The following is a 26,050-nucleotide window of genomic DNA, read 5'->3' as shown; positions in this document are numbered from 1 at the left end:
TATCAACATTCGATAACGGAGGGAATGATTGTAATATATGTATTTAGTGTACGTTGATGAAAGTGGAGATACAGGGGTAACTAATAGCCCAACTAGATACTTCATTTTAAGTGCACTGATTATTCATGAAAATAATTGGAATAGATTCATCGATGACTTAGTCGATTTTAGAAGAAATTTAAGAGACCGTTATAAATTTAAAATGAGAGAGGAAATACACGCTGCCGAGTTCTTTCAATCATCTAAAAAGTATGATCATATAGATAAACATATAAAATTACAAATATGTAAAAAAACACTAGATTTTCAAAAATCATTAGATTATATACAAGTTATGTTTATTGTTATAGACAAAGCTACTTTTACGGGAGATGTTTTTGAAACCGCTTGGAAATATCTTATACAAAGAATTCATAATACATTGGATAATAATAATTTTAGAGTCATAAACAATTCATCAAAAGATGAAAATAACGATAATTTTATATTAATTCCAGATAAAACCGATGATAAAAAACTAACTCAATTAGTAAGAAAACTTAGAAGATACAATCCGATTCCGAGTCGATTTGGTAATGGTTATTTAAATCTCCCTTTAACATTAATCGTTGAAGATCCATATACTAAAGATTCGATGAATTCATATATTCATCAATTAGTCGATGTGAATGCTTATTTTATGAAACAGAGTTTAGATCCAACAGCTTATATGAAAAGAAAAAAAGCGCACAACTTCATTAAACGATTAGAAAATATCAGATGCACACATATATCAAAAGAGAAAAATGGAATATTAATGGTTAAATAGGAAAGGCCCCCAAAAAGGGGGCCGGTAGGAACCTACTCCCGAGTCTAGCCCGGTTTCAGTTCCACCTTCATTATATTATAAACGCCATTTCTAATCAATATGAACGGCCTAATATTCAATACTGAACAGGCTGTTTTTTTAGCAAAAACCAAACCGAACATATATTCTTTTAAGGAGGTGATGTAACTTACCCTCCATGCCCGTACATCTGCCCACAAATGAGGGGGAAGAATATGGCAAAAACTAATCGAAAAAAAAATAAATTGCATAAATGTAAAAAAGATAACGAATTGTATTGGTATTTAAACTCTAAAGGTGAAAAACGTTGGTGCTTTCGCCATCGTTATTATGATTTATTTGGCAGACGCCGAGAAAAAACAGAAAGAGGATTTACTAGTGAAGCCGCAGCATACAGAGCGTTATGCGAAGTACGCGCAAAATTGGCAGCAGGCAATAACATTGAAGTTGAACACGACAAAATGACTGTGGGACAATGGGTCAACATTTGGTATGAAACACATAAAAACGAGTGGGAGATTACTACTCGATTACAAAGAAAAAATATTATTCGATACCAAATTGAGCCGTTAATCGGAAAAATGAAACTTTCAACGTTAGACAGAGAAACATACAAACGGAAATTTATTAATCCGCTTTTAGAGGAATATAAACCATCAACAGTAAGACTGTTCCATCGGGTGTTTAAAGTGGCAATTAATGCTGCTGTGGATGCTGAAATTCTTCCTCGTAATCGTTTCACAAAAATTAAAATTGTAGACGAAGAACGTCGTGAGGAACCAAATGTTTTAAGCATTCACGAATTAAATAAGTTTTTAGAAGCTGCTGAAACCGAACCATTCACTTCGAAACTTATTGTTTATACACTAGCTTTCACTGGTATGCGTCGCGGCGAAGCGCTTGGTTTGAAATGGAAAAATATTGATACAGAAAAATTTACAATCACAATTGAAGCTACAAGAGATCGTAAAGGTTATCGTACTCCAAAGACATTAAATAGTTATCGGACAATCGATATCGACGAAAATTTGGCTTCGATGTTTGATAAGTATCGTAAATGGTGCAAAGAGTTATTCTTTTCTTTCGGCAAAAGATTTACACCGGAAGAATTTGAAGAACAGTTTGTTTTTATATCATATCAAACAGCAGAACCATATATGGACAACAGTTTACACTATGCATTTAAAAGATTATCCAAAATCGTCGGTTTTACCGTTAAACCACATACTCTTAGACACACGCATGCTTCGATATTACTTTCAAAAGGTATCGACGTAGCAGTAGTAGCAGACCGACTTGGAAACACCCCAAATGTTATTTGGGAAACATATGCTCATGTTATTAAAGAAAGTAAAAGTCGAACAGTCGATCAGTTTATTTCTGCCTTGAAAACAGCTGAAAAATAGTGTTTTGGTGTATTTTGCAATAGAAAAGTGCAGAGAAATGCAATTAAAAATGCAGAGGTTTGCCACCCATTTAATTCCTTTTCGACAATGCGTGGGACAGTCTATAGCTCTCGCCATGAAAAGAGATGATATGGGCGTGATGAATTAGCCTGTCCACTAACGCTGCTGTTAAACGAGAATCTGTAAAGATCCGGTTCCATTGACTAAATTCTAAGTTAGATGTAATAATTACGCTTTTCTGTTCATAAAACTCCGATATAATTTGGAATAATAATTCAGCTCCTTCTTTACTAAATGGTAAGTATCCCATTTCATCTAAAATGACCAAATCAACCTTCTCCATCCGTTTTCTAAATGCTGATAAACGGTTGTTACGTAAAGCTTGTTCTAATTCCTCAACTAGGTGGGCAACACGGTAAAAACGAACCTCATAACCTAGTTCACAAGCTTTTCTCCCTAGTCCTGTGGCTAAATGAGTCTTCCCTGTCCCGGGTGAACCAACTAAAACTACATTTTCTCGATTCTCAATAAATTGTAGGCTACACAAATCCTCTTTGGTTAAGTGAGGAGGGAACCGAAGTTGTTCGGTCCACTCGTAATCATGTAAACTCTTTTTATCTAAGAACTTCGCCTTTTTTATCAAGCGGATTGCTCTCGCTTTTTCTCTTAATCTTATTTCCTCCTTAAGTAGCCCATATAAGAATTGTTTCGGAGTTTCAAACGGTATTTGCTCGTATACATCCGCAACATAAGCTAACCTCAATGACTTACACAATTCTTTAATGTCCTGTTTCAATTGACAGCCTCCTCTCTAGGAGCTAATGAATCGTATTTACTCCAGTCCACTTCATAAGGATTATTATCACTAGGTAGCTTATCCTGTGCAATTAATTCATAGAACTCTTCATTAATCTTCTTCATGTCATGAGAAACTAATAAACTAGCTAGAGCTTCTAATCGTTTTCGTCGAATAATTAAATTATCTACCAACAAAAATTCTTTAATTCTTCCCGGTAAATACTTATATCTTTTTTAGCTCGCTTGATTTACGCCCTTATGCTAAACAGTTGAGAAGTTCTTCACCCCGAGGGGCTGACGGTCATTCCAGAGAAGGGATTCTAAGGGCTCTCATCGCTGCCCCACTCGAAGGCATCGACACCTTTACCGCCCTTCATCATCGATTGGATAAAGACCTTCGTTTCCGTTATCAATGCGGTTTATCGATTGATCGCCCCGCACCGTCTATCTCCACTCTCAGCCGGGTTTTTGCAGCACTTACCAAAAAAAAGCTGGCTGAAAAGATCTTCCTTGACTTGGTACAGTTAGCTCAGGAGGAAGGAATAATTGACGGCAGCCACCAGGCCATCGACAGTGCCGCCATTGATGCCTATGAAAAGAAACAGCCCAAAAAGCGTAGTGAACAAACGGGTAATGCCAATTGGGGCGCAAAATATGATTCCTTCGGCAATAAAATTACCTGGTTTGGCTATAAGATGCATCTTTCAGTCGATACCGCAAGCGAACTGCCAATGGCCATAAAAGTAACCCCTGCCCATGTGAACGATGGAGAAGTCGCACCAGAATTAATCGAGCAAGTGGCAGAGCGTACCAAATCCAAAATTGAATTTCTGATCATGGATGGCGGATATGACCAACTAAAAAACTATGAATCAGCCAAAAACATTGGAGCGCAAGCCATTATCCCGCTCAATTTGCGCAACGAAAAAGAGCCTCCTGAAGGGATTTCTTCCAATGGAACTCCGCGTTGTTCCATGGGTTATGAAATGACTTATTGGGGAGCTGATAAGGACCAGCTCAAGTTCAGATGTCCTCACGCAACCGGCAAAGTGGATTGCCCATTAGGAATGGCAGCCTGTTCATCTTCCAACTATGGAATGGTGGTAAAAGTCGACATCAAAAAGGATGTGCGCCGATATTCCAATCCGCACCGTGATACAAAACGTTGGAAAGAGCTTTACAACGAGAGGACAAGTGTAGAACGCTGTAATTCAAGAATGAAAAGCTACCTTACGGCGAACTCCCTACATGTATGGGGAATTGAGAAAGTAAAGAGCCATATTTACCTGAACGCTATTGTATTACTTGTTTCAGCGCTAGCGATGGCAAAGGAAAATAAAGGGAAGAAAGCCGCTTAAAAAAATTCAATGTGAAAAATTCTGTAGGTATGCCCGAAAACAAGATTATTGTAATATTTTGTAAAATAACATGCTGGTAGCTATTTGTCGAGTGCTTTATTTTTTATACTTTTATCCAAAAAATCTAATTTTGCAAAATGCTCATGTTATTTAAAACTTGCCCCCAACAAAGTTTTATGATATGTCATTTAAATTGGCATTTAGTACAATTAAAAAGTATGTGAAAAATACTTGGAAACATTGATTTATCAGCGTTTGTGTTAAAAAACGGTTCGACTCCCGCCGTCTCCATAGATGAATTTTATAAAATTTCAATAAACGTCAAAATCTGTGACAGGAACCATAAAATTTCCGTTTGGAAACTTTATGGTTCCTTTTATTTTAGGAAATTTTATGGTTCACAACTAAATTTAATTTAAAGTTTAACGTAATTTAAAAGGAGTTTTGAGATTAGAAAAAACGATTTAAGGATGATGAAGTGAAAATTAACTTCTCTATTTTATATAGAACATGCTGAGTAAATCTTAATTTTAAAGAAATTAAATCTAATGGTAGAATAAAAGAAGAATTATAAAAGTAAATGTAAATGGGGAGTTGCTCATGGGTAATATATCGAAGGGTTCTTTGTCAAATGGTGTTGGTGAATAAATTCTAGTGACATTATTTGGTAATATGTATTCGGATAGCTTAGGGGAAATTCGAGGTTCCCCTAAGCGGTTTTTATTTTCGCTAAGTTTTGGGTAATGAATATTCGGTTTCTAAAGTGATAGAAGGATCGATAACCGAAAGAAATGTGTTTAATCACCTTGATTTTGTTATTACTCCCCTCTAAAATGCCGTTATTATAATCGTACTTTAGCGTATTCTCGACGTAATTGATGTATTTGTTGATTGTCTTGATGGCGGTTTTCATATAGCTGGAAACGATATTTTGTTTATTCTCTAATGTTTTCTTTAGGAGCTCAAAGTCTTTGGTTTTGATGCAATGGCGAACGTATTGGTATAACTCATAGGACGCTTTTAATTCAGAATCTAAATCAATGAGATAGTGGAGAATCTCCACCTCACACATATGCTTTTTAAAGCAACGATGATATGTATAGTTCTTATAATCAAGTTTTGTTTGATCTTTCAGAAGGAGCTTCCAGTATTTTTTTAATTTATTGTAATTCTTTTTATCCCGATTCATGACGTTGATGCGCGTTTTGTTTAAAGCTCTGCTAAATAGTTGGAGGATATGGAATTTGTCGAGTACGATTTCCGCTTTAGGGAAAACTTCTTGGATTAAGGAAATATAAGGGCTGTACATATCGATGACAATCGTTTTTACCGCATCTCTCGCCTTCTTGGAATACCGTAAGAAATATTCTTTGAGGACATGTAATCTTCGGTCCTCCACGATATCCACAATCTCCCCTGTTTCAGAGTCGCAGAAAATAAAGGACATCGCTCCAGTTGCGGATTTCACGGATTTAAACTCGTCAAAACACAGGTGCTTAGGAAGATAGTGAACATTCGGCTGATAGTAACTATAAAAGCTGTCAATGACTCTACTGACAGTGGCATGAGATACATTGTGTTTGATGGCAATATCTTTTTCGGAGATTTTATCTTTGGCGTTTAAAGCAATCGATACTTTGGTATTGTTGGAAATGCAACAGTTTTTAGCCACGACGCTCGTTTTTAAAGTAAACGTGGAATGACAATGTTTACAGAAATAACACTGTTTACGCAATTTTAAATAGGTATGAAAACCTGAAACACTAGGCATTTTAATGAGAGACGTTTTAAAACCGTGTTTAATGATTTGATCATCGAAGACATGTCCACAAGCATAGCACGCTTTTGGTTGGTAAGTTAATTGGACATAAAAGACTTTTGATTGGACCCCTTTAATGAGTTCTTCTGCACAAAAATTTTCATCAAATGTGATATTTTTATCTTTAATATTTAATAAATTACGTATAGAATAATGATGAGACATGTGACATCACTCCTTGTAAATGTGGTTTTGGTCGATTACATTTTACCAGAGTTTTGTCACTGTCTCATTTTTTTGTTCAAAAAAATTGGTGCTGGTTTTTACTCACCAACACCAAATATTATAGAGCCGAAATGAATTTTTAAAGTTTGAGGTGGTTATTTGAATTACTTTTTTAAATTGATATGTGTTAGTAGTATTTATGCCCTCTTTTATGTGATAGAGGCAGAACTTATGCTGAATATCTATCGTATTAGTAGATTTATTAATTTAGAGGTAGGGACAGTATCCATTTTAATTGGATTGCTAATTTTAATTTTAATAATATCCAGCACTTTTATATTCTATATGCTCAATAAAAAATTTTTAAAACAAAACAAGTGGAATTACTTGGGGCCATTTATTTGTTTACCGATCATTTTCTTATTTATTTCCTCTTTTACAAATATATTTCCTATGTACAACGAAGGGGATAGACCAATCCCTATTATAGGATTAGTTTTTACAGCGAGTTTAATACTATATCCATTTTATTTATTAACGGTAGTTCGCATATCCACTTATGATAGCGTAACAAAAAGGAGTTAGAAGACTACTTAAGTGCTGTTCTAAAAATCTCTCCGCAAAGTGCTTATGCATCTGCAGTAGGTTACTTCGTAGGTAAGGTAAGAGAAGGTGGAGCATGGGACTACAAGGTTCAACCAGGATATAGATACTGGTATAAAGAATGGACAGCCTATACTTATTCAGGAACAAGAGTAATAAATACGGAATATATCGGTAATTATAACTATGGTTACGTAGGTGAAACACTATTTTCTAAAACTGTATTACTTATTGGTGGTACAGGTGTAGGAATTGGTGTTGGACAACCAGAAGATGAAAAAGATAGACAAGCTATTACTCAAGGTTTCGATGATGCTGTTAGATACTACTAGTTACAGTGCGAAACTAATATAATTGCATAATAATATTAAACCTAGCCTGTATTGGTAATTAAACAACAATAGGGCTAGGTTTTTCTGTTACCAAAAGGTGTATTCCATTTATTTTATGTTCAAATATTGCTTCAAAACCGCATAAACATATATTATTTATTTAACCTTCACAATAGACAATAAACTTATGTGTTTTGCAATGAAAAAGTACACAGTTGTGCAATTGCAAATGCATAGTGTTGCAACTTGACATGGAGCCTTTGCGGGCATGATTTCTTGCAAAGGGGGCAAGCCATAATTATATTTGGTCTTTGCAAGGCAAAGTAGCCTATCATGCCCGCCACCATGTAAAGCGTCAAATATGCAAAAATTTATGCATAATGCCAAACACTACAAAAATTAATTACCATCAACAATTTTACGACTTGAATAGAGAATTCCCTTCTTTTAAGGGCTACATTTCCTTTACGGAATTGTGCAGAAGTATTGGAAATTTAAGTTAATCTTTTAAAAACAGTAAAAATAATATTTAAGTGTTGACATTATACCCTTATGGGTATATGATATCGTTAGAGTAACAAAGAAAGGGAAAAGGAGGTTTCGAATCATCAATCTTAAGATAATGTATTGTTGTCAATTCAAGTTTTTCTCTAATTTGTGTTGGAGTTCTATTCAACATTAGAAGAAAAAACAATTTCTGTAATAAAATATTTATTCATACATGAAGAAAAAGATTCCATGACGGCAAATTTTTGATTTTATATTCAACAAAAAATTTTTCTAAAATAAAATACCCTATTAGGTATTTGGAGGTTTTGAGATGTCGATAAAGGCACATGTACAGTTAGATTGTACGGGGCTTTCATGTCCAATGCCGATTGTGAAGACGAAAAAGGCAATGGAAGGTATCGAGGAAGGCCAAGTATTAGAAGTGAAAGCGACCGATAAAGGTTCAATTGCCGACTTAAAAGCATGGTGTGACAGTGTTGGACATCAATATATCGGTATGTTTGAAGAAAATGGCGTGCTGTTTCATTACATTCGTAAATGTAATGAGCAAGTTGTTGAAAAGAAATTTGAACATACAATCTCGAATGATGAAGTTCTGAGTCGAGTGAAAAATGGCGGAATTCTTCTAGATGTTCGAGAAGAAGTGGAATACGCTTTTGGTCATATTGAAGGCTCCATATCCATTCCAATGGGGGAATTAGAAGACCGTTTAGATGAATTAGACAAAGACAAGGAAATCTATGTCATTTGTCGAACAGGTACACGCAGTGATTTAGCTGCTCAAAAATTAGTAGAAAAAGGTTTTACAAAAGTTTATAACGTCTTACCAGGAATGAGTGCTTGGAAAGGCGATTTAATAAAAAAATTATAAATTCGGAGGGGTTTGAAAAATGTCTAATAAAGTTGCAATTATTGCAAGTAATGGTGGATTATTTGATGCATATAAGGTATTTAATATCGCAACGGCAGCAGCTGCTACAGAGAAAGAAGTAGCAATCTTCTTTACATTTGAGGGTCTGAACTTGATTCATAAAGAAGCGATGAAACAATTGCCACTTCCAGAAGGAAAAGAACATTATGCAGAAGGATTTGCGAAAGCAAATGTTCCAAGTATTCCGGAATTAGTAGAAATGGCAAAAGAGATGGGAGTAAAATTAATCGCTTGTCAAATGACAATGGATGTTATGAATTTAACGAAGGAAGACTTTATTGATGGAATTGATGTAGGTGGCGCAGTTACATTCCTTGAGTTTGCAAAAGATGCTGCACCAACATTAACGTTTTAATCATTTGTTTTATTCCATTCTTTAGTGGAAGGGATTACCCTTCCACTTCATATCACAAGAATATACCTGCAGGGGGTAAGTGGAATGGCAGTTCAAAAAATGACATCAGCACAAGTAGCTCGTAAAGTAATCGAAAATCAACCATTATTTATTTTAGATGTACGAAACAGAGAAGATTTTGAAGATTGGAAAATTGAAGGACACCGATTTGAATATTTAAATGTGCCTTACTTTGAATTATTAGAAGGTGTGGAAGAAATTCTTCCAAAATTACCGTCCGATCAAGATATTTTAGTTGTTTGTGCGAAAGAGGGCTCTTCTGTCATGGTTGCGGAAATGCTTTCAGATGCAGGATACGATGTGTACTACCTTGAGGGGGGTATGAAAGCTTGGAGCTCTTACCTCGAGCCAATTAAAGTAGGTGATTTGACTAATGGAGGTGAACTGTATCAATTTGTTCGTCTAGGGAAAGGCTGCTTATCTTATATGGTCATTTCTGATGGTGAAGCTGCCATTATTGACGCAGTTCGTTTTAAAGATGTGTTCATCAAGTTTGCGAAAGAGAAAAATGTGGAAATTACCCACGTATTTGATACACACTTACATGCGGACCACATCTCCGGAGGACGCCATATTGCAAAGGAAACAGGGGCGAAATATTATTTACCACCAAAAGATGCAGATGAGGTGGTTTATGAATATAATCCATTGGAAGATGGTTTAACAGTGAAGGTTGGGAATTCCGAAATTGAAGTAGGCGCTCTGTATTCACCAGGTCATACAATTGGTTCAACTTCCTTCATCGTAGATAACAAGTATTTATTAACAGGAGATATTTTATTCATTGATTCCATCGGTCGACCTGACTTAGCAGGACGTGCTGAGGATTGGGTAGGAGATCTTCGCGAAACGCTTTATCGCCGTTATCGTGAGTTAGCGGAAGATTTAATTGTATTGCCTGCACACTTCATGATTATTGATGAGTTGAATGAAGATGGAACAGTTGCAAAACGTTTAGGGGATCTATTTGCGGAAAACCATGGTTTAAATATTGAAAGTGAAGAAGAATTCCGTAAGACAGTAACAGAAAACTTGCCACCACAACCAAATGCATACCAAGAAATTCGTCAAGTAAATATGGGGAAATTGACACCAGACGAAGAAGAACAAATGGAAATGGAAATCGGTCCAAACCGTTGTGCGGTACGTTAAGTATGAAACAGGTGGGGAGAATGATAAACTCCCCCTTTTTAATGAGAATTAAAAAGGAGCGTTTGAAATGGAAGTCAATCAAGTGTTAGATGCAAAAGGATTATCTTGTCCACTCCCGATTGTACGGGCAAAAAAAGCAATGGATACGTTAGCGACAGGTCAAGTGTTAGAAGTGCATGTGACAGACAAAGGCGCACTATCTGACTTTCCTGCTTGGGCTAAATCAAGTGGACATGAAATATTAGATCAATCGATTGAAGCGGATGTAATCAAATTCATTATTAAAAAGGGATAACGAATCGATAAAAAGGAGAGGTGACATTCGGGAGAGGGTGTCACCTCTTCTGGAAAGAAGGTATCAACATGGACATTGCTTGGATTCTAACCATATTTGCAATAGGATTTGTTGGGTCATTTATCTCAGGGATGGTTGGAATTGGTGGATCGATTATTAAATATCCAATGCTTTTGTATATCCCTTCTTTATTAGGCTTTACCGCATTTACAGCTCATGAGGTATCTGGGATAAGTGCTGTACAAGTATTCTTTGCTTCTCTTGCTGGTGTTTGGGCATATCGAAAAGGTAACTATTTAAATAAATCCCTTATTTTCTATATGGGAAGTGGAATTTTAATAGGAAGTATCATCGGAAGTTTTGGTTCATCCTATTTTTCGGAACAAGGTGTTAACATTGTATACGGAATCTTGGCGTTAATCGCCGGAATTATGATGTTTATTCCAAAGAAGCAAATTGATGATATCCCGTTAGAACAAGTCACTTTCAATAAACTACTTGCAACGATTTTATCTCTCATAGTGGGAATTGGTTCAGGGATTGTTGGAGCAGCCGGTGGTTTCCTCCTTGTACCGATAATGCTTGTCGTATTAAAAATACCAACTCGCATGACCATTGCAACAAGTTTAGCTGTTACGTTTATTTCATCGATAGGAAGTGCAGTAGGGAAACTATCAACAGGGCAAGTAGATTACTTGCCAGCCATTATTATGATTGTCGCAAGTATGATTGCTTCACCTTTAGGAGTGAAGGTTGGTAAAAAAATGAACCCTTCTACTTTGAAGTGGATTCTAGCGATTCTCATTATCGGTACAGCTATTAAAGTATGGATGGATATACTATAAAAGCAAGTTACATGAACAATGGGAAAAATCTTATGAAATCAATCAAAAAAATTTTAGACTTCTCAAAGGTATTATGAGATAGATTTTAGTAATAAATAAATAGAAAGAAGAAAATGGGTGTTGGCGATAAACCAGCACCAATTTTTTATTCCTTCTTTTAATTCAATTTTTTCGGTAAATGTATTAAATCAAGATTTCACTACAACAACAATCAACGAAAAATGGGTAGCTGATATTACATATATCCATACGCTTCGTGATGGTTGGTGTTATCTAGCGTCCGTTCTAAATAATACTATGAGATCGTCATTTTGACGGTCTTTTTGTATGTTTAAGGACTTATTAATAGAAGATTTTTTGAGAGATAATCTAATTTTAATTAAAGTTTTTTTCTAAGTGCCTTGTAAAAGAAGAACATATTAACCTCTAACTCGAAAAAATGTTCCGTATTAATGAAATCCCCCATTTAACACCAGAAGCTTCAAACCGACTAATATTTCATCATTATAAGGAGAAAATAGTTGTTGCCACTAAGTCTTTTTGTAAGAGGAAAGAATTCTTTATTCTTAATTTTCTCTATTTTTAAAATTTTGATACACAGAGAAAATTCCCGTAAAAAACACTTGCATTTAAGCTAAAGACCGAATATTATTAATTCTGTTGTTTTAAATGTTCGTATTTAGGGGGCTGAACTTTTTGTTTCGACTACAAGAAAATAAGACAACTGTAAAAACTGAAATTTTTGCAGGATTAACCACTTACTTAACAATGGTATATATTGTCATCGTTAACCCTTCGATTCTAGCGATTTCGGGTGTACCTAGTGAACAAGTATTCACAGCGACAATTATTGCGGCAGTATTTGGTACATTATGGTTGGCGCTATTTGCCAATTATCCAATTGCAATGGCTCCGGGCATGGGGTTAAATGCATTCTTTACATTCTCGGTTGTCCAAGCGTCTAAAGGCGAAATTGACTATATGACAGCATTTTCTGCTGTATTTGTAGCGGGTATTATTTTCTTTATTATTAGCTTAACGCCTTTACGACAAATGCTCGTGAAAGCCATACCGAATAATTTAAAATTAGCTATTACTGCTGGTATCGGTTTATTCATCGCTTTCATTGGCATGCGATCAGCAGGCGTCGTGACAGATGACGAAGCGACATTAATCCGATTAGGAGATTTATCAAGCCCTATGGTTTGGTTAACAATTGTAGGGGTTCTTGTTACGGCTATCTTCATGATGTACCGTGTATTCGGTGCAATTTTCTGGGGTATGATTGTGACAGCAATCCTTGCAGCATTAACTGGCAATGTAACATTCAATGGTGTTATTTCAATGCCATCATTACCAGAAGGGATTTTAGTATGGAATCCAATTGAAGCTTTTGGCGATGTCATTAAATATGGTTTATATGGGACAGTATTTTCATTCATTTTAGTTACATTGTTTGACACGACAGGTACGATGATTGGCGTTGCGAAACAAGCGGGTATTTTAAAAGATGATAAATTGCCACGAGCACGTCAAGCTTTCCTTGGTGATTCGATGACAACGATCATCGGTTCAATGTTTGGTACAAGTCCATCAACAGCCTATATCGAATCTTCTTCTGGTGTAGCAGTAGGTGGACGTACTGGATTAACGTCGTTAGTAGTTGCAGGGCTATTTGTCATTACCTTATTCTTCTCGCCATTAGCAGCTACATTAGCAAGTGTACCTGCTATTACTTCTCCTGCCTTAATTATTGTAGGTAGTTTAATGATTGGTGTTGTTCGCCATATCGAATGGGATAAAGTAGAAGAAGCATTTCCAGCATTTTTAGTTATTTTAATCATGCCATTAACGTCTAGTATCTCAGATGGTATTGCATTCGGGTTTATTTCTTACCCATTATTTAAGTTACTGAAAGGTAAGGGTAAAGAGGTTCATCCATTACTTTACCTCTTTGCGATTTTATTCATTATCCTGTTAGTGATTATGTCTCACTAAAAATGAAAAGCCTCTCATTTCGCGAGAGGCTTGTTTTATTGGTGCAGAAGAATCACCTAGGGGATTATTCCATTTATGTTAAAACAACAGGCAAAGTTAATCTTCGAACGGTTAACTCTGCCTCTTTATCAATTAGTTGAAGATCAACTTTCTTCAACGTTTATAACGAGTTCCTCAAATAATTGATCATTAAAATATATTTTTAATTTCCATAATCCACTTGTAGGGAACATCATAGATGATGGAATATGAGAATCTGCGCCGTTATTCGGGCTAATGGAAACATTAGAGTATTGCCAAACTGTATTATTGCCAGATAGCAGCACGGGATGTTCTTTTCCGTCTTTATCAATGCCAACTACTTTAAAATCACCGCTGATTTTATCTTCCTCTCCCCAAAAATGCCACATATATTTATTCGGTTGATTTGCAATAAACCTTGTTGCGACTGCTTCACCTTCGTTACCCGATCCAACCAAAATTCCCACCTTACCTTCTTTCCCAATCAATACATACTCACCCTTTGTCCCGTCATGAAAAGTCACGGGTAATGTAAAAGTAGGGCTTTCCTCTAACTTTTTGTTTTCATCAAGATTTTTACAGCCGACAAGAGTCATTAACAATAGTACAGAAATCAACATAATGATTTTATTCCTCATATGACTCTCCCTTTATTAGCTTGAAATAAACGACATTTTATATTACTTTCAACATTTTTACTAATATTCCTTCTTATTTAATCAGTCGGATGCCGAATGCCAAGCCTCTTAGAGCGGAAAATAAATAAAAGATTTTCATAGCCTCTTCTTTCCGTCAAGTACTCCCCAAAAAACAAAAAAGGCCTAAGGGGATTTAGGTCCCCTTAAGCCTTTTTTCCTCTAAGCCCTACAGCTTTGCTTGTTTTACCCATTTATTGACTTGTTCATCCGTACCGTAAACAAAATGATTTGGCAATGGCTCATGCATTTTAGCTGTATCCGGTGTTTCTTCATGGACATAAGGAATTCGTTTCCGTTTTCTTTCCAAAATCGGATCTGGAAGAGGAACAGCGGATAATAAAGATTTTGTATATGGATGAATTGGGTTGTTGTAAATTTCGTCTGCATCGCCCAATTCCATAATTTTTCCCCGATACATAACCGCAATTCGATCGCTGATATATTTGACCATCGATAAATCATGGGCAATAAATAAATAAGTCAAATTTCGTTCCTTTTGCAGATCTTTTAGCAAATTGACTACTTGCGCTTGAATGGAAACGTCGAGAGCGGAAATCGGCTCATCGGCGATAATGAAGCTTGGATCTAAACTTAACGCTCTAGCAATTCCGATTCGTTGTCTTTGGCCACCGGAAAATTCATGTGGATATCGTGTCATATGTTCACGATTTAAGCCAACTGCTTCCAATAAAGAAATAATCTTTTCTTGACGTTCTGCTTTGTTTTTATATAGGCCGTGGATATCAAATCCTTCGCTGATGATTTCACCAGCTGTCATCCGCGGGTTCAGTGAAGCATATGGGTCTTGGAAAATCATTTGTATTTCCCGTTTTAATTGCTTTTGTTCTTTTTTTGATTTGATTTGATGAACATTTTTTCCTTTGAAAATCACTTCGCCGCCAGTAATGTTATAGAGTCCGATAATGGAGCGGCCTGTAGTGGATTTCCCGCAGCCAGATTCACCAACGAGGCCTAATGTTTCACCTTCAAAAATATGAAAACTAATGCCGTCAACAGCTTTTATTGGATTGGAAGGAGAGCCGAAATATTGAGTTAAGTTTTTTACTTCCAAAATTTTATTCTCTTTATTCACCTAATCCAGCCTCCTTCTTATATCTTTCCATTCTTCTTACGATTGGCTCAGGAATGTTGATTTTCGGTGCATATTCATGCAATAGCCATGTTTTAGCATAATGTGTATCGGATACTTTAAACATTGGAGGTTCTTTTTCAAAATCGATGGCCAATGCATATTTGTTCCGAGGTGCAAAGGCATCACCTTTTGGCGGATTAGTCAAATCAGGTGGAGAACCTGGAATCGCATACAATCTTTCATCACTTTTGTTATTTAGATCAGGCATGGAGCCAAGAAGTCCCCAAGTGTATGGATGTTTTGGATTGTAGAAAATATCGTTGACCGTTCCGTATTCCACAATTTGTCCTGCATACATAACCGCCACCCGATCGGCGACATTTGCTACAACCCCTAAATCATGGGTAATAAAAATAATAGATGTTTTATGTTTTTTTTGAAGTTCCTTTAATAATTCCAATATTTGCGCTTGAATCGTCACGTCAAGGGCTGTTGTCGGTTCATCGGCAATCAATAATTTCGGATCAGCCGCAAGCGCAATGGCGATAACAACACGCTGTCTCATACCGCCGCTAAATTCATGTGGATATTGGCTGAACCGTTTTTCTGGCATTGGAATGCCGACTTGGCGAAGCAATTCAATTGCTCTTTCTTTTGCTTCTTGCTTTGAAACTTTTTTATGTTTTAAAATTACTTCCATAATTTGTTTTCCAACACGGATAGTTGGGTTTAAAGCAGTCATTGGATCTTGGAAAATCATCGCAATCTCATTGCCACGAATTTTGGACATTTCTTTATCGGAAAGGGGAATTAAATCTTTTCCTTCGAATAAGATTTGACCATCCGCATATATTCCTGGTGGCTGCGGAATCAATTTCATAATGGCATTGGTTGTCACACTTTTACCCGAACCGGATTCGCCAACAATTGCCAAAGTTTCCCCTTCATATAATGTAAAATCAACGCCACGTACTGCTTGAACAAGCCCTGCGTATGTTTTGAAGTTGATTTTTAAATTCTTTACTTCGAGTAATGGTTTATTCATGCTTCCACCCCTTTCTATTTGCGTAATTTTGGATCAAGTGCATCGCGCAAACCATCACCAACGGCATTAAAAGCAAAGATCGTTAAAGAAATTAAGAAAGCAGGGAAGAATAAACGCCAAGGGGCTACACGTAAACCGCCCATACCTTCTGATGCCATTGTTCCCCAGCTGGCAATTGGTTGGTTTACTCCTAAACCTAAAAAGCTTAAGAACGATTCTGTGAAGATGGCGCTTGGAATTGTTAATGTCATCGTTACAAGAATTGCACCTAAAGCATTTGGGATAATGTGGCGGATAATTAAATGCCAATTTCTTGCGCCAAGAGTTCTCGATGCTAGTACGAATTCACGGTTTTTAATGGATAACACTTCACCGCGGACAATCCGTGCCATGTTGATCCAACCGGTAATCGATAAAGCGATAATCATCGGTAAAAGACCTTGTTCCATTACTACCAATAAAATGATTACCACTAAAAGATAAGGAATAGCAGATAAAATATCGACAATCCGCATCATAATATCATCTACACGTCCGCCAATAAGTCCAGAAATGCTTCCCCATAAAACGCCAATGATTAAATCAATAATGGCAGCTGTGATACCGATAAATAATGAAATGCGGGCACCAAACCATACACGAACAAAAATATCCCGCCCTAAATCATCTGTTCCAAACCAATGTTCCTTTGAAGGAGCTGCATTATAAACACCTAATTGATCGCGATAACTGTATTGCGACAGTTCAGGAACAAATATCGCAAACAGTGTAATGAGGAATAAAATGATAACACCTGTAACCGCCAATTTATTTTGGTTAAAGCGGAGGAATACTTCTTTCCAGAACGATACAGGCTTTTTTGCCAATTTATCGCCTTCTTCCAACCGCGTTCCGACTACTGTAAACATTTCAGGAGTTAAATTGTTGGTCGTTTCATGCTGTTTTACCATTATTTCTTTGCTCCTCCTTTCAATTTAATGCGCGGGTCAATGATAGTATATAAGATGTCTACGATTAATACAGCGAGCATTAAAATAATTGCATAGAATACGGTTGTTCCCATAATGACTGTATAATCACGGTTTGTGATACTTTGAACGAAATGTCTACCTAATCCAGGAATGGCAAAAATTTGCTCTATAACAAAACTTCCTGTTACAACACCGGCTGTTAAAGGCCCTAAATAAGTAATAACCGGCATTAATGCATTACGCAAAGTATGCTTAAAAGTGATTGTCCATTTGCCAAGCCCTTTGGCACGGGCTAATTTCACATATTCACTGTTGTTTTGTTCCAACATGCTGGAACGGACCAATTTTGCGATATACCCCGCATGTGTCAAAGCGATTGCCAACGCTGGCAGAACTGAGTATTTAAAGCCGTTCCACCCGGCAACAGGGAATAGGCCCAATTTTAAAGAGATGAAGTATTGCATTAATCCGGCCATAACGAATGAGGGGATTGAAATGCCCAAAACCGCGATGGTCGTTGCAAAATAATCAATCACGCGGTTATGGTAAAGGGCCGCAATAATGCCAAGTAATACACCGATTCCAACCGCTAAAAACATGGCTTCAAGTCCAAGAGATAACGAAACCGGGAACCCATCGGCAATAATATCGTTCGTGGAGCGGTTTTTATATTTCATGGACTCGCCAAAGTCAAACGTCAACGTATTGAGTAAATAATCCTTATATTGAATATACCAAGGATTATCTAATCCATATTTCGCTCTTAAATTTGCTTCAATTTCAGGTGGAAAATCCTTTTCACTTGCAAAAGGATTACCAGGTGCAGCCTTCATTAAGAAAAAGGTTGCCGTGATGATAATTAATAACGCAATGAACATAAGAACAATTCTTTTGAGAATGTACTTCAGCAAAGCGCTCCCTCCTTTATCTAAAAATTCTGTATAGTCCTAAAAAATAGTGAAAGGCTGCTATGAATCAATACAATCGATTTCAGCAGCCTTTACAACTATGAACCTAGAATTTAATTACACCAATTTATTATTCAACATCTACATATTTTAAGTAAATATTACCTAAAATATCTGTCTCCATGTTTTTCACATAGTCTTTAGCAACACTTAGGTTAGTGTAGTAGTAAATTGGTGCAACCGGCATTTCTTCAATAATAATCGCTTCTGCTTGTTTTAATAATTCTAAACGTTTTTCTGGATCAGTTTCTTTGTTAGATTCTCTTAATAGTCTTGTATATTCTGGGTTTTCCCAACCTGTATCGTTGTTACCGTTTTGAGCAGAATCATATTGTTCTAGGAATGTATAAGCATCGTTGTAGTCTGCAATCCAACCTAAACGTCCAACTTGGTAATCTAAATTTGACAATTTGTCTAAGTAAACTTGCCATTCAGAGTTGTCAAGCGTTGCATTGATGCCTAAGTTTTTACGCCAATTTTCTTGAATGAACTGAGCGATTGCTGCGTGAGCTTCACTCGTGTTAAATGAAATTGTGATATTGATATCTTCAGGTTTGCTGATTCCTAGCTCTTTCATACCTTGTTCAAGAGCTTTTTTCGCTTCTTCTACATCATTGTCTTTGAAGTAGCCGCGATCTTCTTCAAAGCCTTTAATCGCTACAGGAACCATACCTAATGCAGGTTTTTGTTCACCTTTTGTAATGTTGTCAATCAATGATTGACGGTCAATTGCAAGTGCTAATGCACGACGGATATTTTTGTTTTTAAGAATTTCATCTGTTGTATTAAATTTGTATACATAGATGGCTGCATAGTCTTTGATTTTTAAAATACCTTCTGATTTGTATTGGTCAATTGCATCTAAAGCTACTGTTTGGAATGGAGAACCTAAGAAGTCAATTTCCCCATTATCAAACATAGTTGCTGCTGTTTGTTCAGATTCAACCATTGTAATATTTACTTTTTCAAGTGCTACATTTGCAGCATCCCAGTAATCTGGGTTTTTCTTCAATGTGATATCTTTGTTATGATTCCAAGAATCAAGCAAGAATGGACCGTTTGTTACATAATCTTCTCCAGCTTCTGTGTACCATTTTGGATTTTTCTCAGCTACATTTTTATTAACTGGGAAGTATGTTTTAAATGCTAACATTTCTAAGAAATAAGGTGTTGGTTGTTCCAATGTAACAACTAAAGTTTTATCGTCTTCTACTTTAATACCAACATCTTCAACTTTCGCTTTACCTTTGTTGTAAGCTTCTGCGTTTTTGATTGGGTAAAGCATAGAAGCATATTCGGAAGCGTTTTCAGGATTTAATACCCACTTCCAAGCATATTCAAAGTCATATGCTGTTACAGGATCTCCGTTTGACCATTTTGCATCGCGTAATTTGATTGTGTAAGTTATTTGGTCATCGCTGATGGAAATGTCTTCTGCTGCTGCATTCACAATTTCGTCACCTTGACGAGTTGTTAAGCCTTCAAATACGTTATTTAGAATTGCGGAAGAAGTAGAATCTGTCGCAAGTCCTGGATGTAAGGAAGGCGGCTCAGAAGTGATGACTAAATTAAGTTCTTTTGAACGAGAAGTTTCTTTTCCTTCACCTTCGTTTTTGTTTTCTTCTTTGCTGCCGCTGCAGGCACTTAGCACTAAAGTAAGTGTGAATAGTGCTGCTAATAAGAGCCAAAACTTCTTTTTCATTTTTTCCCCTCCATTAATCATTTTAAAAATTTTCAGAAAAAATATGGACGTGCCATTTTTCTGAAATTTGCATGCTCGATAATCATAATATCAAACTTTTTTGTTAAAATAAATACTTTTTTAATTCTCTGGAAGATTTGAAAATATCTATTTTTTTAAAAATTATTTTCAACTATTAAAGTTTGATAGTTTGATATGACATAACATTCAGTGGGATTTCTCTTTTGATTTGGATAGGGAGATAATTAGTTAAATATAGAAAGCTAAAAAAATTTTATATAAATAGTTTTTTTTGATGTAATCTATTGATGAAATTTAATATGTAGGAGATGGGAAGAGGATTAAGGGAGTTTAAAAAGAGTGTACTCCGGGTTGTTGAAATTGTAAATAACGGAAAAAGTTCCCTGTTACCGATTAAAAATGAAAACCAAACGGCCTAGAGACAAGCTAAACTGTTTGGTTGTATTTTCCATTAGAATTTACTTCTCTTCCAACTCTTCCTCATCCTCCACATATTCCAAAATATCGCCGGGTTAGCAATTTAATGCTTTGCAAATGGCGTTTAATGTGGAGAGGCGAATGGCCTTTACTTTTCCAGTTTTTAAATTGGATAAATTTACAATGTAATTCGTTTAATTGCATTTTCCGATCTGCAAGTACCCAATCTAATCTTACAATAATCATGTTTTCACATCCTAAACCGTTGCATCAAATTCTTGTTGTAAAAATGAGCCGTATCGAAAAATATGCCCAATGTTCCAAATGATTAATCCGCATAACAGCATACCCCAATGAATGCCGAAAAATTGTATGGAAACTGATTGAACTAATTCCGTGTTTTGAATGAAAGCCGCGAAATTGAATATTTCATTCATACAATATAAAAAAATGCCCCGTTGCTTTTAAAGGTAACGCTCAGAAAGATAATACAGTAGCCGATCCATTCAATTCTTCGACTGTTTGTTAATGTAAAAATATCACCATCTAAAATAGATTTTAAAAATCTTGTTACAAGAAAAATAATTGCCAAAACGATTGAATCATAAAAAAGGAAAGTGAAAAGAAAAAGAATTACCAATGATTTATCATAATGAAATAAATTCATATCTGGTTCTCCGAAGATGATTTTTAGCCCATTCAAATCTAGAGAAGCGCTGATATCCCCTTTTCTCATGAGATTCAAGACAAATTGTTCTGATGTCAAAATAGCTCCGCCTATTAATATAAGTAGAAACACGGTACCTAAGATTGTTAGGAAGAGTATTATTGTAAATACAATATTTAAACCTTTTATAAAAGATAGAAACTGTTTTGCTTTCATCGCGCTTTCCAAACATCACCCCATTACGCTTCATTTCAAACATCTTTCTAAACAATGATTTCAAAAAAGGTGTTCGCTATTCCTGTATTTTTCATCTCCATTTTTTTAATTGGAGGATGGCTAGGTATGGGGATTGGCGTTATAAGTCTATGGATGTTTATTAGTACAGCTGTCTTGTATATTATTCATTTTTTTACAAGATTGAAGTCAGCCCAATAAAGGGGAAAAAGATGAGGCTGGGACATAAACAAAAAATGAAAGGGGCAGTTGAAAGAGTTTTGATAAAAAATTGAAATAACTAAAAATTGATTGAAGTGACGGGGCGAGTTCCTGTCGCGCACGCTTAGTCGCAAAGCGGAGCAAGCTCAAGGAAGTAAATTCAAAGCTTTCCTGCGACAAGCCCTCTCGAGACAACGAGGAGCGAAGGAATGACTCAGAGGAGAGTCTAGCTGGGCCCGCGGAAAGCGTCCCCGGAACGGAAATCAATTTTAATAACATATCAAAAAAACATCATTTTCTCTTTGGAGAAAATGATGTTTTTTTAGATTTGTCCCAACCTCATCAAAAAACCTCTCAATTCAAGTTTCCTCCATTTCAGATGCATCATTTTTATCTTTGCTGCGTAGCGACTTTATATGTTACTCTTTACTTTAAAAACTCCAAAATTAAGATTTTAAAAGTACTAGATAACTTTTGATAAGGTTTTATTTTAGATTCTTATAGTACTTTTGTAGATGTATTATAATTCCTTATCTTCTAAAATATATAAAAATTTAGTATAATTTAATTATTCAATATTAATTGTTGGAAATTAACAATAGTAATATAGAAAGGTGATTTAGAATAAAGTAACCAATGAATTGTTGCTAAAGGAGGAAAAAATGAAAAGCATTCAGACAAAAATTATCATTTTATTCTCAATTTTATTTATCATTTGCACGGTGATAATCAGTTGTAACATTTACTTTTCATTCAAGAAATTGGTTGTTACGACAATCGGCACGCAGGCAAAAAACATTGCAGAAAAATCCGTGGAATATCTCGATATGGAAAAATATGAACAACTTCTCCTTGAAAATGAAGAAACGGATTATTATTATGAATTGCGTGAAAAATTAAATGAAATAAAAGAAATGAATGGGCTTTTATATTTATTTACGATGAATCAAAGAAAAAATTCAGACGGCGAGTATGAATATTATTATGTGGTTGATGGTGCGCCGTTGGATGATGAGGAGGCATCCGCCTTTGGAGAAGTGGAAAAAAATTATTATGAAGCCATGGCTTTAGCTTTTGAAACCCAAGAACTTCAAGTCGGTGAATTTACGGTTGATGAATATGGGGTTGCAGTGAGCGCCTATGTACCGTTGAAGAATGACAAAGGGGAGTTCATTGGAATTCTCGGCGCTGACTTTGATGCAGAATATATTAAGAATATGTTGGATTCCCGAAAACGAACAATTATTTTGTTTACAATTGTTTCCCTCATTGTCGTTGTCTTTATTATTTACTTTGCTACAAAAATTTTGATTAACCCATTAAGAAATTTAGCAAAAGAAATGGCAAAAGTACGGGAAGGGGACTTTACGGTACAGTTAAAGTCGAACCGGAAAGATGAAGTAGGGCTACTAACTCATGCATTCAATGAAATGGTAAAAGAAATCAAGTCCATGATTTCAACAATAAAAAACAGTTCGCATCAATTAGCGGTTTCATCCGAAGAATTATCCAGCACGGCAGAGCAAACGGCAAGTTCAGCGGAATCTGTAACGGAATCTGTACGGGTAATTTCTGATGGGGCAGACCGCCAACAATCCATCGTATCAGATGCGGTGAAATCGATTCGACATATGTCTGAACAACTCAAAAAAATTTCATCCACTTTACTGGAAGTTTCTGCATCCTCGAGAAATGCAAATCACGTTTCCGATAATGGAAAAGAGAAAGTGCGTAAAGCAATTCAACAAATGGAACAAATAAAAAATGTGCAGAAAGAATCTTCTAAAGTAATAAGTGAATTAGGTTCGAAGTCGAAAGAGATTGATGAAATTGTTGTAGTTATTACAGAAATAGCGGATAAAACGAATTTACTTGCTTTAAATGCGGCGATTGAAGCAGCAAGGGCAGGTGAACATGGAAAAGGCTTTGCCATCGTTTCCGAAGAAGTGCGAAAACTGGCCGAGCAGTCTGCTGCAGCAGCCAAGCGGATTTCTGAGCTCATTAAAGAAATTCAAAATAAAACGTTCGATGCCATGAAAACGATGGAATTTAGCAATGAGGAAGTGGAAAAAGGCACAACAGTCATTGTTGAAACAGGTCAAACATTCAATGATATTAATGATTCCATCCAAGTCGTGTCAGAGCAAATTTCAGAAATCAATAAGGAGATTACTCAACTATCGGAGCACGGCAATGAAGTGGTTCAAGTCATTGATGAAGTTCAATCCATTGCCAACCAAACATCAGATGAAATAGATGAATTTGCGGAAATTATGGAAAGCCAATTGGCGATGGTGGAAGAAGTTCAAGCATCCATTGTCCAACTCAATGAAATGTCTGAACAATTAGATCAACTGGTGGAGAAGTTTAAAATAGATTAATATTTTTTAGACTGTTTCCATTGTTAAATAATTTTCATTGATAGTGGCTTTAGAGAAAAACTGAACCTGTTGCATGAAGATAGGCGATTTAGAGAGCATTCCTTTCTAGATCGCCTATTTTTGTTTATAAACAAAACCTATTATATTACTCAAAATTATATAGAATTTACCATTTATGGATGTTATAATGGCAATTGGATGATAATATTTCAGAAATATTGTAATTTTTTTGACAGGAGTACGAAATGAAAATTCAGAAATATTTTGCTTTTCTTGTTTTTTATTTCATTTAGTTGTTGTTTTGCGTTCTCGCATACATATGCGGCTTCCTTAGATTCAACGATACAGCAAAAACTTGGAAGCTCCAATGTCAGTGTATCCGTAAGATCCGTTGATAATGGAGAAATTATTTATCAAAAAAATGGAGATACTCCGATTAAACCTGCTTCCACGCTGAAGCTGCTGACGGCATCAGCAGCCCTCGATGTTTTAGGAAGTGATTATCGTTTTCATACATATTTTTATATTGATGGAGAAATCAAAAATAAAACATTAAATGGAAATATTTATATTTATGGCACAGAGGATTCGACCTTTGGCAAAAATGATTTTCAAACTTTTGCGAAAGTCTTAAAAAGCAAAAAGGGGAAAATGGTATGCTTTCTTGACGGAAAATCAAAAACAATCAAAAATTCAGGTGATTGATGGTGTGGTGAAAACAATCTATTCCATTTATTAAATCAAGTATGCTGGGGCATATCTGGGAAGCTCACATTATTCTTGGATGCGCCCCAGAATTAACTATTATTATGCAAGCATACTATTGATTGCAGCACACAATTGTTCCGGGATACGTGTTATTTTTTTCTTTTGTAAATCATAGAAACACCCTTTTTGTTTTCCTTCGCAATACACTTTGTCTTCGTTGAAAATTTCAAAAGCCATTTCCCAGCTTGAATTACCCGAATCAATGAGCCAACAGCGTCCTATCGGTTTATCGTAAATGGTGAGGGGAAGTCGGTAATCGATTTCCGTGTGAATTAAGATGGGAATTATATTCATTTTAATCATTTCTTTTAGCGAATAAGTTACATTTAAAAATTCCATTCGTAAATCTTCGAACCATCTCACATAAACAAGGTTACTGACGATTCCCATCGCATCAATATCATAGACCTGAATTGGCAATTCCATTTCTATAACTAACTTAGAATTTTTCATATTACCATCTCCTCTATAGTAAAAATAAACTATAATAGCTGATAATAGTAATATCAATGATCTATATAAACTATGATTTTATTACTAGTTATTTAAATAACACCTATCACTATTTATTTTCTTAAGAATTTCCAATCTCTTCAACCTTAGAATGTGTCAATTTGTTGACGAATATTACAATAGAGAGATGTCAAAACACCACAAAACAATAATTTGTGGTGTTTTCTCAAGTTACTGGCTACAACTAAAAGATTAATGTATTATAAAAACATTTTTATACGTAAAAAAAGAGCGGCAGGAAAATGCAAATTCCATTCGCCCTTTACTTGTCAGAAGGTTATGAAAAATGTTGATGAAAAAGAAGGGAGTAGTGCAATGGCTCCCTTCTTTGAGGAATCAACCATTATTTTTTTCTCAGTAAGTAATCTCCAATCGGTAAAATAAGTACAATAAATAAAACTGCGAAAACCGTTAATGCTTCAAGAATGCCAATACCAATTTGATCAAACACTGTTCTTTCCTCCTTTCAATCACAACCTATGTTACCTCAAATAATAGTAATATTCCAATTTTTTGATGATATATTTTCTATCTTAACATGAATCAGAAGCAAATCACAATGTTCTGCTGGATGTTCGATCGCAAAGAAATAGGAACTGGATAAATACTCATTCTCCTCATAACAAGTCCTCCTTTCCTATAAACCAGGAATACATTACTAATTACAGAAAAGAAATTTCTCCCTTTAAAGTAAGTATCATCAATATTTATGCAAATTATGTTATTGTCACAACCAGTTGTTCTTTTTCTTTTTCATGATGGATACTATGTCCTGAATCTGATATAAAGTCTAAAACCTCTTTTTAGTTAATTCTTTATAGGTCTTTAGAATATATATTTATTGTATTTTGGTTAATTATTACTATACATATTATAAGGGTGATAGGAATAAATTCT

Annotated in this window: 21 protein-coding genes and 3 pseudogenes; 13 read left to right on the top strand and 11 right to left on the bottom strand. The window is 35.6% G+C overall.

From position 1 onward, the window contains the following. Positions 1-37: 37 nt before the first annotated feature. Together DKZ56_RS13130 and DKZ56_RS13125 are read left to right on the top strand one after the other, a co-directional pair. Positions 38-808: a DUF3800 domain-containing protein gene (locus DKZ56_RS13130; RefSeq protein WP_208650386.1), complete on the top strand. Its 771-nt coding sequence runs from the start codon at positions 38-40 to the stop codon at positions 806-808. A gap of 233 nt (positions 809-1,041) precedes the next feature. Then, a complete protein-coding gene (locus DKZ56_RS13125; protein ID WP_245989466.1) occupies positions 1,042-2,232 on the top strand; it encodes a tyrosine-type recombinase/integrase in 1,191 nt (396 codons plus the stop codon). A gap of 70 nt (positions 2,233-2,302) precedes the next feature. On the opposite strand, the gene istB is transcribed toward DKZ56_RS13125, so the two are convergent. Beyond that, the gene (istB, locus tag DKZ56_RS13120) at positions 2,303-3,028 is read right to left on the bottom strand and encodes an IS21-like element helper ATPase IstB (protein WP_208650384.1); all 726 of its coding nucleotides are present in this window, start codon (positions 3,026-3,028) and stop codon (positions 2,303-2,305) included. Between the two features lie 229 nt (positions 3,029-3,257). On the opposite strand from istB, the pseudogene DKZ56_RS13115 reads away from it, so the two are divergent. After that, positions 3,258-4,388: pseudogene (locus DKZ56_RS13115) on the top strand (transposase); the annotation flags it as partial. Positions 4,389-5,097: 709 nt separating this feature from the next. On the opposite strand, the gene DKZ56_RS13110 reads toward DKZ56_RS13115, so the two are convergent. Next, complete coding sequence (locus DKZ56_RS13110; RefSeq protein ID WP_208650383.1) at positions 5,098-6,372, bottom strand: ISL3 family transposase; 1,275 nt, start codon at positions 6,370-6,372, stop codon at positions 5,098-5,100. A 1,755-nt stretch (positions 6,373-8,127) separates the two neighbouring features. Here DKZ56_RS13110 and DKZ56_RS13100 point away from each other — a divergent pair. The 7 genes and pseudogenes from DKZ56_RS13100 (at position 8,128) to DKZ56_RS13070 (ending at position 13,453) form a co-directional block, all read left to right on the top strand. After that, complete coding sequence (locus tag DKZ56_RS13100; RefSeq protein WP_141603362.1) at positions 8,128-8,688, top strand: sulfurtransferase TusA family protein; 561 nt, start codon at positions 8,128-8,130, stop codon at positions 8,686-8,688. 19 nt (positions 8,689-8,707) lie between these two features. Next, a complete protein-coding gene (locus DKZ56_RS13095; RefSeq protein WP_016839191.1) occupies positions 8,708-9,103 on the top strand; it encodes a DsrE/DsrF/DrsH-like family protein in 396 nt (131 codons plus the stop codon). 84 nt (positions 9,104-9,187) lie between these two features. Then, positions 9,188-10,315: an MBL fold metallo-hydrolase gene (locus tag DKZ56_RS13090; protein ID WP_208650382.1), complete on the top strand. Its 1,128-nt coding sequence runs from the start codon at positions 9,188-9,190 to the stop codon at positions 10,313-10,315. Positions 10,316-10,382: 67 nt separating this feature from the next. Beyond that, positions 10,383-10,610, top strand: coding sequence for a sulfurtransferase TusA family protein (locus DKZ56_RS13085; protein WP_016839193.1), 228 nt, complete (start codon positions 10,383-10,385; stop codon positions 10,608-10,610). 68 nt (positions 10,611-10,678) lie between these two features. Continuing rightward, a complete protein-coding gene (locus DKZ56_RS13080) occupies positions 10,679-11,455 on the top strand; it encodes a sulfite exporter TauE/SafE family protein (protein ID WP_208650381.1) in 777 nt (258 codons plus the stop codon). A 174-nt stretch (positions 11,456-11,629) separates the two neighbouring features. After that, positions 11,630-11,746 (top strand): annotated as a pseudogene (locus tag DKZ56_RS13075) (IS3-like element ISBce13 family transposase); the annotation flags it as partial. Between the two features lie 405 nt (positions 11,747-12,151). Then, on the top strand, positions 12,152-13,453 hold the full coding sequence (locus DKZ56_RS13070) for an NCS2 family permease (protein WP_208650380.1): 1,302 nt from the start codon (positions 12,152-12,154) through the stop codon (positions 13,451-13,453). A 143-nt stretch (positions 13,454-13,596) separates the two neighbouring features. On the opposite strand, the gene DKZ56_RS13065 is transcribed toward DKZ56_RS13070, so the two are convergent. From DKZ56_RS13065 to DKZ56_RS13030, 8 genes and pseudogenes are all read right to left on the bottom strand, one after another. Further along, a complete protein-coding gene (locus DKZ56_RS13065; protein ID WP_208650379.1) occupies positions 13,597-14,112 on the bottom strand; it encodes a DUF4871 domain-containing protein in 516 nt (171 codons plus the stop codon). 226 nt (positions 14,113-14,338) lie between these two features. Then, a complete protein-coding gene (locus tag DKZ56_RS13060) occupies positions 14,339-15,265 on the bottom strand; it encodes an ABC transporter ATP-binding protein (RefSeq protein ID WP_096551806.1) in 927 nt (308 codons plus the stop codon). Next, positions 15,258-16,310 carry an ABC transporter ATP-binding protein gene (locus DKZ56_RS13055; RefSeq protein ID WP_208650378.1) on the bottom strand — a complete coding sequence of 351 codons (1,053 nt, stop codon included), beginning with the start codon at positions 16,308-16,310 and terminating at the stop codon, positions 15,258-15,260. Before DKZ56_RS13055 ends, DKZ56_RS13060 begins: the two co-directional genes overlap by 8 nt. A gap of 14 nt (positions 16,311-16,324) precedes the next feature. Further along, positions 16,325-17,218 (bottom strand): ABC transporter permease, encoded by an 894-nt coding sequence (locus DKZ56_RS13050; RefSeq protein ID WP_208652259.1) that lies wholly within the window; start codon positions 17,216-17,218, stop codon positions 16,325-16,327. A gap of 41 nt (positions 17,219-17,259) precedes the next feature. Beyond that, on the bottom strand, positions 17,260-18,192 hold the full coding sequence (locus tag DKZ56_RS13045; protein WP_096551801.1) for an ABC transporter permease: 933 nt from the start codon (positions 18,190-18,192) through the stop codon (positions 17,260-17,262). A gap of 127 nt (positions 18,193-18,319) precedes the next feature. Beyond that, positions 18,320-19,951, bottom strand: a complete 1,632-nt coding sequence (locus DKZ56_RS13040; RefSeq protein WP_208650377.1) for a peptide ABC transporter substrate-binding protein — start codon at positions 19,949-19,951, stop codon at positions 18,320-18,322. 533 nt (positions 19,952-20,484) lie between these two features. After that, positions 20,485-20,635: pseudogene (locus DKZ56_RS13035) on the bottom strand (helix-turn-helix domain-containing protein). 187 nt (positions 20,636-20,822) lie between these two features. Further along, a complete protein-coding gene (locus DKZ56_RS13030; RefSeq protein WP_208650376.1) occupies positions 20,823-21,284 on the bottom strand; it encodes a DUF2975 domain-containing protein in 462 nt (153 codons plus the stop codon). A gap of 42 nt (positions 21,285-21,326) precedes the next feature. On the opposite strand from DKZ56_RS13030, the gene DKZ56_RS15840 reads away from it, so the two are divergent. The 3 genes from DKZ56_RS15840 to DKZ56_RS13015 all read left to right on the top strand — a co-directional run bounded on the left by DKZ56_RS15840 (position 21,327) and on the right by DKZ56_RS13015 (position 24,577). Further along, positions 21,327-21,491: a YesK family protein gene (locus DKZ56_RS15840; RefSeq protein WP_208650375.1), complete on the top strand. Its 165-nt coding sequence runs from the start codon at positions 21,327-21,329 to the stop codon at positions 21,489-21,491. Between the two features lie 662 nt (positions 21,492-22,153). Continuing rightward, positions 22,154-23,872 carry a methyl-accepting chemotaxis protein gene (locus tag DKZ56_RS13020; RefSeq protein WP_208650374.1) on the top strand — a complete coding sequence of 573 codons (1,719 nt, stop codon included), beginning with the start codon at positions 22,154-22,156 and terminating at the stop codon, positions 23,870-23,872. Between the two features lie 273 nt (positions 23,873-24,145). Further along, positions 24,146-24,577: a D-alanyl-D-alanine carboxypeptidase gene (locus tag DKZ56_RS13015; RefSeq protein WP_208650373.1), complete on the top strand. Its 432-nt coding sequence runs from the start codon at positions 24,146-24,148 to the stop codon at positions 24,575-24,577. Between the two features lie 102 nt (positions 24,578-24,679). On the opposite strand, the gene DKZ56_RS13010 is transcribed toward DKZ56_RS13015, so the two are convergent. Then, the gene (locus DKZ56_RS13010; RefSeq protein ID WP_208650372.1) at positions 24,680-25,093 is read right to left on the bottom strand and encodes an acyl-CoA thioesterase; all 414 of its coding nucleotides are present in this window, start codon (positions 25,091-25,093) and stop codon (positions 24,680-24,682) included. Between the last annotated feature and the right edge of the window lie 957 nt (positions 25,094-26,050).

The sequence above is a fragment of the Ureibacillus thermophilus genome, from assembly GCF_004331915.1.
Taxonomy (GTDB): Bacteria; Bacillota; Bacilli; order Bacillales_A; family Planococcaceae; genus Ureibacillus; species Ureibacillus thermophilus.
This window is presented reverse-complemented; position numbering and strand designations above follow the sequence as displayed.

Excerpts from the sequence above, each read along its gene's own strand:
- DKZ56_RS13125 (WP_245989466.1), top strand. The coding sequence starts at position 1,042 with ATGGCAAAAACTAATCGAAAAAAAAATAAATTGCATAAATGTAAAAAA.
- DKZ56_RS13085 (WP_016839193.1), top strand. The coding sequence starts at position 10,383 with ATGGAAGTCAATCAAGTGTTAGATGCAAAAGGATTATCTTGTCCACTC.
- DKZ56_RS13095 (WP_016839191.1), top strand. The coding sequence starts at position 8,708 with ATGTCTAATAAAGTTGCAATTATTGCAAGTAATGGTGGATTATTTGAT.
- DKZ56_RS13080 (WP_208650381.1), top strand. The coding sequence starts at position 10,679 with ATGGACATTGCTTGGATTCTAACCATATTTGCAATAGGATTTGTTGGG.
- DKZ56_RS13020 (WP_208650374.1), top strand. The coding sequence starts at position 22,154 with ATGAAAAGCATTCAGACAAAAATTATCATTTTATTCTCAATTTTATTT.
- DKZ56_RS13010 (WP_208650372.1), bottom strand. The coding sequence starts at position 25,093 with ATGAAAAATTCTAAGTTAGTTATAGAAATGGAATTGCCAATTCAGGTC.
- DKZ56_RS13100 (WP_141603362.1), top strand. The coding sequence starts at position 8,128 with ATGTCGATAAAGGCACATGTACAGTTAGATTGTACGGGGCTTTCATGT.
- DKZ56_RS13040 (WP_208650377.1), bottom strand. The coding sequence starts at position 19,951 with ATGAAAAAGAAGTTTTGGCTCTTATTAGCAGCACTATTCACACTTACT.
- DKZ56_RS15840 (WP_208650375.1), top strand. The coding sequence starts at position 21,327 with ATGATTTCAAAAAAGGTGTTCGCTATTCCTGTATTTTTCATCTCCATT.
- DKZ56_RS13065 (WP_208650379.1), bottom strand. The coding sequence starts at position 14,112 with ATGAGGAATAAAATCATTATGTTGATTTCTGTACTATTGTTAATGACT.
- DKZ56_RS13055 (WP_208650378.1), bottom strand. The coding sequence starts at position 16,310 with ATGAATAAACCATTACTCGAAGTAAAGAATTTAAAAATCAACTTCAAA.
- DKZ56_RS13050 (WP_208652259.1), bottom strand. The coding sequence starts at position 17,218 with ATGTTTACAGTAGTCGGAACGCGGTTGGAAGAAGGCGATAAATTGGCA.
- DKZ56_RS13130 (WP_208650386.1), top strand. The coding sequence starts at position 38 with ATGTATTTAGTGTACGTTGATGAAAGTGGAGATACAGGGGTAACTAAT.
- DKZ56_RS13090 (WP_208650382.1), top strand. The coding sequence starts at position 9,188 with ATGGCAGTTCAAAAAATGACATCAGCACAAGTAGCTCGTAAAGTAATC.
- DKZ56_RS13110 (WP_208650383.1), bottom strand. The coding sequence starts at position 6,372 with ATGTCTCATCATTATTCTATACGTAATTTATTAAATATTAAAGATAAA.